This is a genomic window from Kineococcus vitellinus (assembly GCF_009906315.1).
Lineage (GTDB): Bacteria > Actinomycetota > Actinomycetes > Actinomycetales > Kineococcaceae > Kineococcus > Kineococcus vitellinus.
On sequence record NZ_JAAALL010000093.1, the window covers coordinates 5,182 to 14,511 of the forward strand.

Annotated in this window: 8 protein-coding genes; 2 read left to right on the top strand and 6 right to left on the bottom strand. The window is 77.0% G+C overall.

What is annotated here, in order from left to right; all coding sequences use genetic code 11:
* The 5 genes from GTQ99_RS10365 to GTQ99_RS10385 form a co-directional block, all read right to left on the bottom strand.
* On the bottom strand, nucleotides 1-864 hold an 864-nt coding region (locus GTQ99_RS10365), incomplete at its 3' end, for a cysteine desulfurase family protein (protein WP_338074893.1).
* Nucleotides 861-1,766, bottom strand: a complete 906-nt coding sequence (gene nadC, locus GTQ99_RS10370; protein WP_166615657.1) for a carboxylating nicotinate-nucleotide diphosphorylase — start codon at nucleotides 1,764-1,766, stop codon at nucleotides 861-863. The genes GTQ99_RS10365 and nadC, both read right to left, overlap by 4 nt.
* The gene (nadB, locus tag GTQ99_RS10375) at nucleotides 1,763-3,355 is read right to left on the bottom strand and encodes an L-aspartate oxidase (RefSeq protein WP_205707190.1); all 1,593 of its coding nucleotides are present in this window, start codon (nucleotides 3,353-3,355) and stop codon (nucleotides 1,763-1,765) included. Before nadB ends, nadC begins: the two co-directional genes overlap by 4 nt.
* On the bottom strand, nucleotides 3,352-4,644 hold the full coding sequence (nadA, locus tag GTQ99_RS10380) for a quinolinate synthase NadA (protein ID WP_166615658.1): 1,293 nt from the start codon (nucleotides 4,642-4,644) through the stop codon (nucleotides 3,352-3,354). Before nadA ends, nadB begins: the two co-directional genes overlap by 4 nt.
* Before the next feature lie 38 nt (nucleotides 4,645-4,682).
* On the bottom strand, nucleotides 4,683-5,375 hold the full coding sequence (locus tag GTQ99_RS10385) for an NUDIX hydrolase (protein WP_166615659.1): 693 nt from the start codon (nucleotides 5,373-5,375) through the stop codon (nucleotides 4,683-4,685).
* Between the two features lie 459 nt (nucleotides 5,376-5,834).
* On the opposite strand from GTQ99_RS10385, the gene GTQ99_RS10390 reads away from it, so the two are divergent.
* A complete protein-coding gene (locus GTQ99_RS10390; protein WP_166615660.1) occupies nucleotides 5,835-7,139 on the top strand; it encodes an MFS transporter in 1,305 nt (434 codons plus the stop codon).
* Here the strand turns inward: GTQ99_RS10390 and GTQ99_RS10395 are convergent.
* Entirely contained in the window at nucleotides 7,136-8,512 is a 1,377-nt protein-coding gene (locus GTQ99_RS10395; protein ID WP_166615661.1) for an FAD-binding domain-containing protein, read from the bottom strand. The two genes, GTQ99_RS10390 and GTQ99_RS10395, sit on opposite strands and share 4 nt — an antisense overlap.
* A gap of 114 nt (nucleotides 8,513-8,626) precedes the next feature.
* Here GTQ99_RS10395 and GTQ99_RS10400 point away from each other — a divergent pair, with 114 nt between their 5' ends.
* Entirely contained in the window at nucleotides 8,627-9,310 is a 684-nt protein-coding gene (locus GTQ99_RS10400; RefSeq protein WP_166615662.1) for an iron-dependent transcriptional repressor DtxR, read from the top strand.
* The last annotated feature ends 20 nt before the right edge of the window (nucleotides 9,311-9,330 follow it).

Consider the following 9,330-nt stretch of genomic DNA (forward strand, 5'->3'; position numbering starts at 1 on the left):
GCGCGAGCACCTCGTCGAGGGCGTGCTGGCCCCGGGCACCGAGGCCAGCACGCCCTCGACGAGGTGCTCGCGCAGCGCGGTCAGCCGCTCGGCCTCCGCCGCGCGGCCCGCCTGCGCGGCGTGCAGGGCGACGGCGGTGCCGACCGCCGAGGCGACGTCGCTGGTGCCCGAGCGGCGGCCGCGCTCCTGGCCGCCGCCGTGCAGCAGCGGTTCCAGCGCCACGCAGGAGCGCACCCACAGGAACCCCGCCCCGCGCAGCCCGCCGAACTTGTGCGCCGAGGCGGACAGCGCGTCCACGCCCAGGGCGTCCACGTCCAGCGGCAGGTGGGCGGCGGCCTGGACGGCGTCGGTGTGCAGCGGCACGCCCAGCGGCCGGCAGACCGCCGAGACCTCCGCCAGCGGCTGCACGGTGCCGATCTCGTTGTTGGCGTACATCACCGACACCAGCGTCGTGTCCGGGCGCACCAGGGCGCGCAGCTGCTCCAGGTCCACGACGCCGTCCGCGTCGACGCCCACGACGTCCAGGGCGAACCCGCTGCGCCGCAGGGCCCGCGCCGTCTCCAGCACCGCCGGGTGCTCGATCGCGGAGACGACCACGTGCCGCCCGCGCGGGGCGGCCGTCGCGATGCCGGTGACGGCCAGGTTGTCCGCCTCGGTGCCCCCGGCGGTGAGCACCACCTCGCCGGGGCGGGCGCCCAGCACGTCGGCGATCGCCTGGCGGGCCGCGTCCAGGCCCGCCTTCGCAGCCCGGCCGGCCTCGTGGGCGCTGGAGGGGTTGCCGGTGACCCGCGTCAGGTACGGCCAGACCGCCTCCAGCACCTCGCGCCGCGGCGGCGAGGTGGCCGCGTGGTCGAGGTAGGTCACCGGGCACCCGCCACGTCGCCGGCGGTGGCGCCGACGGTGGCGCCGACGGTGGTGTCCAGGCCGAGGTCGAGGGTGCGCGCGTTCTGCGTCAGCGCCCCCACCGAGACCAGGTCCACCCCGGTGCGGGCGATCGCGGCGACCGTCGCCAGGCTCACGCCGCCGCTGGCCTCCACCAGCGCCCGCGAGCGCGCGCGCACGGTGCGCACCCCCTCGGCGAGCTCGGCGAGGGGGAAGTTGTCCAGCAGCACGACGTCCACGTCGGCGGCCAGGACGGCCTCCAGCTGCTCCAGGCGGTCCACCTCCACCTCGATGCGCGTGGTGTGCGGGACCCGCGCGCGCACCGCGCGCAGCGCGCTCGTCACGTCGGTGCCGGCGGCGAGCAGGACGGCGAGGTGGTTGTCCTTGACGAGCACCGCGTCCGAGAGCGACCAGCGGTGGTTGGACCCGCCGCCGGCGCGGACCGCGGCACGCTCCAGCGCCCGCAGCCCGGGGGTCGTCTTGCGGGTGTCGACGACCCGGGCGCCGGTGCCGGCGACCGCCTCGACGAACTGCGCGGTCAGGGTGGCGACGCCGGACAGGTGCTGCAGCAGGTTCAGCGCGACGCGCTCGGCGCGCAGCACCGCCCGCGCGCCGCCGCGCACGCGGCCCAGGACGTCGCCGGCGGCGAAGCGGGTGCCGTCGGCGGCCAGCTCCAGCAGCTCCAGGTGCCCGCCGCTCAGCCGGGCGGCCTGGGTGAAGGCGGCGCGGGCCGCGGCGGTGCCGGCCAGCACCCCGCCCTCGCGGGCGACGAGCTGGGCGTCGGCGACGGCGGACGCCGGCAGCAGCGCCTCGCTGGTGACGTCCCCCCAGGGGGCGTCCTCGGCCAGCGCCGCGGCGACGACGGTCTCCTCGGGGGTGCTCACGGGATCCTCCGGAACGTGCGGCGGCGGGCCGTCGCGGGCGGGTGCGGGTGGTCGCAGCGGAAGTGCGCGCCGAGGCTGTCCTCGCGGGCGGTGGCGGCCGCCACGAGCAGGCGCGCCGCCAGCAGCAGGCCGGCGTCCTCGCGGGTGCTGCGGGGGACGCCGTCGGCCGGCCCGGCCCCCAGCTGCAGGGGGGCCTCGCCGGGGGTGAGCAGCTTGGCCGCCACCTCCAGCCCGGCGCCGTCGCGCACGAGGCCGGCGTGCTCGGTCATCACCGCCTGCACCTCGCGGCGGGGCACGTGGGAGGCCACCGGCACGGACGGGCCGGTCAGCTGCACGAGCTCGTCGCCGGGGAAGCGCGCCGGTCCGCCGCCGCGCGCGGTGGCGGCCGCGACCCGGCCACCGGCCACCAGCGCCTCCAGCAGCGAGTTGGAGGCCAGCCGGTTCGCCCCGTGCAGGCCCGTGCAGGCCACCTCCCCGGCGGCCCACAACCCCGGCAGGCTGGTGCGGCCGTCGAGGTCGGTGCGCACCCCGCCCATCCAGTAGTGCGCGGCCGGGGTGACCGGCACCGGCTCGGTCGCGGGGTCGAGGCCGGCCTCGCGGCACAGGCGGTCGATGCCGGGGAAGCGCTGCGCGAACGGCACGCCCAGGCGGGCGGCGACGCCGGTGGCGTCCAGCAGCGCGGGGCGGCCGCCGTGCGCGGCGACCGCGGCGGCCACCCCGCGGGCGACGACGTCGCGCGGGGCCAGCTCGGCGCGCGGGTCCAGCGCGGGCATGAAGCGGTGCCCGGCGGCGTCGAGCAGGAGCGCGCCCTCGCCGCGCACGGCCTCGGAGACCAGGAACGCCGACCCGTGCCCGAGCGCGGCCACGGTGGGGTGGAACTGGTACATCTCCAGGTCGCCGAGCTGCGCCCCGGCCCGCCAGGCGGCGGCCACGCCGTCACCGGTGGCGACGGCGGGGTTGCTCGTGCGGCTGAACAGCTGCCCGGCCCCGCCGGTGGCCAGGACGACGGCGCCCGCGCGCAGCCGCAGCTCGCGCTCGCCACCGGGCGCGCCGGCGTCGGCGAGGAGCAGGTCCGCGCCGACGACGGTGCGCCCGGCGGGGCCGTCCTCGAGCACGAGGTCGAGCAGGAACGCGTCCTCCAGCACGGTGACCGCGCTGCGCCGCACGGCCGCGGCCAGGGCCGCCGAGACCGCCGCCCCGGTGCGGTCGCCGCCGGCGTGCAGCACGCGCGCCCTGGAGTGCGCGGCCTCCAGGCCGAGGGCCCAGCGCCCCTCGCCGTCGCGGTCGAAGGCGACGCCGCGCTCGGCGAGCACCCGCACCGCCACCGGGCCGTCGGCGCAGAACGCCCGGGCCGCGGCGGGGTCGGTGAGCCCGGCGCCCGCGGCGAGGGTGTCGGCGACGTGGGCGCCGACGTCGTCGGCGCCGGTCGCCACGGCGATGCCGCCCTGGGCGGCGCGGGTGCTGCCGTCGCCGAGCACGGTCTTGGTGGCCAGCACGACGCGGCGGGTGCGGGCGGCCTCCAGCGCGGCCGTCATCCCCGCGACGCCCGCGCCCAGGACGAGGACGTCGCAGTCCGGGAGCGCGTTCACGGGCGGACGGCGAGCATGCGCTCGACGGCGGTGCGGGCCTCGCGCGCCACCTCGTCGGGCACCCGCACCCGGTTGACGACCTCCCCGCGCACGAGCGCCTCCAGCACCCAGGCCAGGTAGGCGGGGTGGATGCGGTACATCGTCGAGCAGGGGCAGACGACGGGGTCCAGGCAGGAGATCGTCAGGTCCGGGCGGCTGTCGGCCAGCCGGCGCACCATGTTGACCTCGGTGCCCACGGCGAAGGCCGTGCCGGCCGGTGCGGCGTCGACCACCTGCTGGATGTAGCGGGTGGAACCGGACTCGTCGGCGGCGTCGACGACCTCGACGGGGCACTCGGGGTGCACGACCACGCGCACGTCGGGGTTCGCGGCGCGGGCCGCGGCGATCTGCTCCACGGTGAAGCGCTGGTGCACCGAGCACCAGCCGCGCCACAGCAGGACGCGGGCCCGCAGCAGCGCCTCCTCGGAGTTCCCGCCGCGGGGCTTGCGGGGGTCCCACAGCGGCATCCGCTCCAGCGGCACGCCCATGGCCTTGGCGGTGTTGCGCCCCAGGTGCTGGTCGGGGAAGAACAGCACGCGCCGCCCGCGCTCGAAGGCCCACTCCAGCACCTCGCGCGCGTTGGAGGAGGTGCAGACGATGCCGCCGTGCGCACCGCAGAACGCCTTGAGGGCGGCGGCGGAGTTCATGTACGTCACGGGGACGACGGGGACCTTCCCCTCGGCGTCCGGCGCGGTCCCGTAGACGGCGGCCAGCTGCTCCCAGCAGGCGGTGACGGCGTCGATGTCGGCCATGTCGGCCATCGAGCAGCCGGCCGCGAGGTTCGGCAGGACCACCGGGACGTCGGGGGCGGTGAGCAGGTCGGCGGTCTCGGCCATGAAGTGCACGCCGCAGAAGACGACCGCCTCGGCCTCGGGACAGGCCTGCGACTGCTGCGCGAGCTGGAAGGAGTCGCCCACGAAGTCGGCGTGCTGGACGATCTCGTCGCGCTGGTAGGCGTGGCCGAGGATCGCCACCCTGCTGCCGAGCCGCTCCTTGGCGGCCGCGATGCGCCGGTGCAGCTCCTCGGTCGCCAGCAGCCGGTACTGCGCGGGGATCTGCTGCTGCACGGGTGATCCGGCGGGCACCGGGTCCTGCCGGGAGGCGCCGGCGCCGTAGGTGGGCAGCGGCAGGGGAGCGCCCGGGACGGCGTCGAACTGCCACGGCCCGGTGGGCAGGTCGGGGTCGCACGTGCTGTCCGCACCGCCCGGGGTGCGGGCGAGCAGGGCGATCTGGGTGGGGACGGACGCCATCGGCTGGGCTCTCTCTGCGAGGGGTCTGCTGCGGGTCGCTACGCGAGCGGCCCGGCGGTCATGAGCGGGCCGGCCGAACCCTCCGGCACCACGGCCCGGTACAGCTTCGGCGGCCGGTGCCGGCCGCCCGTCTGGCGCTCCCCGGTGGGGACGATGGTCCCGGAGCTCTCCACCTGGCGGCGGAAGTTCGCCGGGTCCAGGGGGCGCTGCAGGATCGCCTCGTGCACCTCGCGCAGCTGCGCGAGGGAGAACTGCTCGCCGAGGAAGTGCAGGGCCACGTGCGCGTGCTGCACCTTGGTCCGCAACCGCCACAGCGCGTACTGCACGACCTCGTCGTGGTCGAAGGCGAGGCCCGTGCAGTCGTCGGCCGAGGTCCAGCGCACGTTCTCGCCCTCGGCGGCGGCGGCCGCCTCGTGGTTGCGCACGAGGGCGGAGTAGACGACGGAGACCACGCGCTGGCCGGGGGAGCGGTCGGGGCGCCCGAAGGTGTAGAGCTGCTCCAGGTAGCTGGGCCGCAGCCCCGTGGTGTCGGCCAGCGTGCGCCGGCCCGCGTCGGACAGGCTCTCCCCGGTGCGCACCCACCCGCCCGGCAGCGCCCAGCGGCCGCCGAAGGGGTCGCGGGTGCGGCGCACCAGCGGCAGGTGCACCCGCACCTCGCCGCCGCGGTCGGGGAGCAGGGCGAAGATCACCGTCGAGACCGCGACGAGGATCGCCTGTCCGTGCGTGCCCATGCCGCGAGCCGGCTCCGATCCTGGTGGAAAGAGTAAGGGTGGTTCTGACAACAACTCGACGGGTCAGGACTGTAGGGCACGGGCGGCGGCCTCGACAAGAGCCGGCCGGGGACGCTCCGGGACGCTCCGGGGGCCCGGCGATCGCTGTCGGCGAATTCGAGGTGACAACCGGCGGAGGGCGGTCGTACCGTTGACGTACACGGGAGAGGAGGTGGTCCAGAACATGGTTTCTTCTGGGACGCGTGAGGTGGCTGCCCGCTAGCAGCTGCGTGATGGACGCGGACCGCTCTGGTCGCCCCGCGCAGCGCGGCGAATCCGAGGCAGTCACCGGGTCCCCGGGCGCCGGCCAGTCCAGCCGGCCCACCACGGCGCGATCGCCGGCGGTGGAAGCGCCCGGGGACTTCCCGCGCCCGCGGGCACCCCGGCAGGTGGCCCCGGGCCACCACCTATCCTGACGGGGTGAGCCCACCACCGGCGGCGCCCGGTCCGACCCGCTCCCGCCGCCGGTTCCTGGCCGACACGACGCCGCTGCGCGAGGTCCCCGCCTTCCGGCGGCTGTGGATCGGGCAGTCCCTGGCCGCGGTGGGCACCCAGCTGACCGTCGTCACGGTCGGGCTGCAGGTCTACGCCCTCACCTCCTCCACCTTCGCCGTCGGCCTCGTGGGCCTCTTCGCCCTCGTCCCGCTGATCGCCCTCGGCCTCTACGGCGGCGCCCTCGTCGACTCCCACGACCGCCGCCGCGTGGCGCTGCTGGCCTCGCTGGCGCTGTGGGTGCTGGCCGTCGCGATCGCCGCCCAGGCCTGGCTGCACGTGGACTCCGCCGGCCTGCTCTACGGGCTCGTCGCCCTGCAGAGCGCCGCCTTCGCGATCAACAACCCCGCCCGCTCGGCCATCGTGCCGGGCATCGTGCCGCGCGAGCAGCTGCCCGCGGCCAACGCCCTGTCCGGCACGACGAACGCGATCGCGCTGACCGCCGGCCCGCTGCTGGCCGGCTTCCTCGTGGGCGCCTGGGGGTTCCAGGCCGCCTACACCGTCGACGCCGTGACGTTCGTGGCCGCGCTGGCCGGGGTGTGGCGGCTGCCGGCCATGCCGCCGCAGGACGGGGGCGCCACCCACCGGCCCGGGCTGCGCTCGGTGCTGGAGGGCATCGCCTTCCTGGGCACCCGCCCCACCATCCGCATGACCTTCCTCGTCGACCTGTGCGCCATGGTCTTCGCCATGCCGCGGGTGCTCTACCCCGCGATCGCCGCGACGGTGCTGGGCGGGGGAGCGCGCACCGTCGGCGTGCTCGGCGCCGGGTTCGCGCTGGGTTCGGTGCTGGCCGGGCTGTTCTCCGGGCCGCTGGGGGCGGTGCGCCGGCAGGGCGCCGTCGTCGTCGGCTGCGTCGCCGTCTACGGCGCGGCCGTGGCCGCCTTCGGCGCCGTGCTCGTCTGGGCCCCCGCCGGCGCCGACTGGCGGCTGGCCGCGTGCGCGCTGCTGCTGGCCGTCTCCGGCGCCGCCGACGCCGTCAGCTCGATCTTCCGCGGCACGATCCTGCAGGTGGCCACGCCGGACGCGCTGCGCGGGCGGCTGCAGGGCGTCTTCATCGTCGTCGTCGCCGGCGGCCCGCGCCTGGGCGACCTCGTGCTCGGCTCGACCGCCGAGGCCGTCGGCGACGGCCTGGCGGCGCTGGCCGGCGGGCTGGCCTGCGTGGCGGCCGTCCTCGCCCTGGCCCGCTGGCAGCGGCGCTTCACGCGCTACGACGCCCGCGACCCGCAGCCCTAGCCCCCGCCCGGACCCCCGCCGCGGCGGACGCGGGCGTACTCGGCCAGCGCCACCTCGCGCTCGTGGGCGTGGTCGACGATGCGCTCGGGGTAGCCGTGGGCGTAGCCGTCGGCCACCTCCCACGGGGTGTGCGCGCGCTTGCCGGGCAGGTGCCGCAGCTCGGGCACGAACCGGCGCACGTACTCGCCCTCGGGGTCGAAGCGCAGCCCCTGCGTCACCGGGTTGAACACCCGGAAGAACGGGGCGGCGTCGGTGCCCGAGCCCGCGACCCACTGCCAGCCGTGCATGTTGCTGGCCAGGTCCGCGTCGCGCAGCCGGTGCATGAACTCCCGGCCGCCGTGCATCCACTCCACGTGCAGGTCCTTGACGAGGAAGCTGGCCACGATCATGCGCACCCGGTTGTGCATCCAGCCGACGCTGCGCATCTGCCGCATCCCGGCGTCCACGAGCGGGTAGCCGGTGCGGCCCTCGCACCAGGCGCGGAAGAGCTCCGAGTCCGGGCTCTCGTAGCGCAGGTCGGCCAGCTGCTGCTTGTAGTACGTGCGCGCCGTCTCCGGGCGGTGCCACAGGACGTCGGCGTAGAAGTCGCGCCAGCACAGCTCGGTGCGGTAGCCCTCCGCGCCGGGGCCCTGCTCGCCGTCCAGGCCGGCCAGCAGGGTGCGCGGGTGCACCTCCCCCCACTTCAGCGCGTGCGAGAGCTGGGAGGTGCCGTCGTGGTCGGGGCGCTCGCGCTGCTCGTCGTAGGCGGCCAGCGCGTGCTCGCGGAAGAAGGCCCAGCGGGCCAGGGCGGCGCCCTCCCCGGCCTCGGGCAGCGCGACCCCGGTGTCCGGCTCCTGCGGCCAGTCGCGCCCGCCGACGCCCTCGCCGCCGTCGCGCACCCAGCGCACCCGCCCCGGCGCGTCCGCCGGCCCCGGCAGGCCGTGCGCGCGCCAGGCGCGCGAGAAGGGGGTGAAGACCTGGAAGGGCCGGCCCGCGCCGGTGAGCAGCGTGCCCGGCCCGATCGCGTACGGCGTGCCGGTGCGCACCAGCTCGCGGCCCTGCGCCGCCAGCGCCCGCTCCACGGCCTCGTCGCGGCGGCGCCCGTGCGGGCCGGCGTCGGCCGTGACGTGCACCCGCCGGGCGCCGGCGCGCTCGGCGACCCGCGCCACCACCTGCACCGGGTCCCCCCGCTCCACCACGAGCCGGCCCCCGAGGTCGGCGTCCAGCGCCCGCAGCGAGCGCAGCAGGTAGGCGCGGCGCACGTCCCCGGAGGGCCCCCACAGCGCCGGGTCCAGCACGAACAGCGGCAGCACCTGCCCCTCGGCGGCCGCGGCCAGCAGCGCCGGGTGGTCGCGCAGGCGCAGGTCGCGGCGGAACCACAGCACGCTCGTCACGTCGTCGGACGCTAGCCGCGGGCGCCGACACCTGCGCGGCGAGCGGCGGCGCGGGCCGGGGGGTGCGGGCGCAGGGGGTGTGAGCACCGCCGCCGATGAACGACAATGCCGCGTGTGAGCGATCTCATCGACACCACCGAGATGTACCTCAAGACGGTCTTCGAACTGGAAGAGGAAGGCATCGTGCCGATGCGCGCTCGCATCGCCGAGCGGTTGCACCACTCCGGCCCCACCGTCTCGCAGACCGTCGCGCGCATGGAGCGCGACGGCCTGCTGCACGTGGGCACCGACCGACGCCTCGAGCTCACCGACGCCGGCCGCTCCAAGGCCATGCGCGTCATGCGCAAGCACCGGCTCACCGAGCGGCTGCTCACCGACGTCATCGGCCTGGAGTGGAGCCTCGTGCACGAGGAGGCCTGCCGCTGGGAGCACGTCGTCTCCGAGGAGGTCGAGAAGCGGCTCGTCTCGATCCTCGACCACCCGCACTTCGACCCCTACGGCAACCCGATCCCGGGGCTGGAGGAGCTGGGGGAGGACTGCGCGACGGAGGCCTTCCGCGAGGGCGTCGCGCCCCTGACCAGCGCCGACGTCGAGGGGCGGCCCGTCGTCGTGCGCCGCCTGGGCGAGCCGCTGCAGACCGACGTGGCCCTCATGGCGCGCTTCCACGCCGCCGGCCTGCTGCCCGGCGCGGAGGTCGTCGCCAAGGCCTCCGCGCACGCCGTCGAGGTGGCCGTCGCCGGCGCCGTCGTGGACCTGTCCCCGGCCGAGGCCGTGCACATCTTCGTCTCCACCCCCTGAGGCGGCGGCGACGGCCACCT

What these genes read in the sequence shown, in the direction of transcription:
- nadA (WP_166615658.1), bottom strand. Translation starts at nt 4,644, where the DNA reads ATGGCGTCCGTCCCCACCCAGATCGCCCTGCTCGCCCGCACCCCGGGC.
- GTQ99_RS10385 (WP_166615659.1), bottom strand. Translation starts at nt 5,375, where the DNA reads ATGGGCACGCACGGACAGGCGATCCTCGTCGCGGTCTCGACGGTGATC.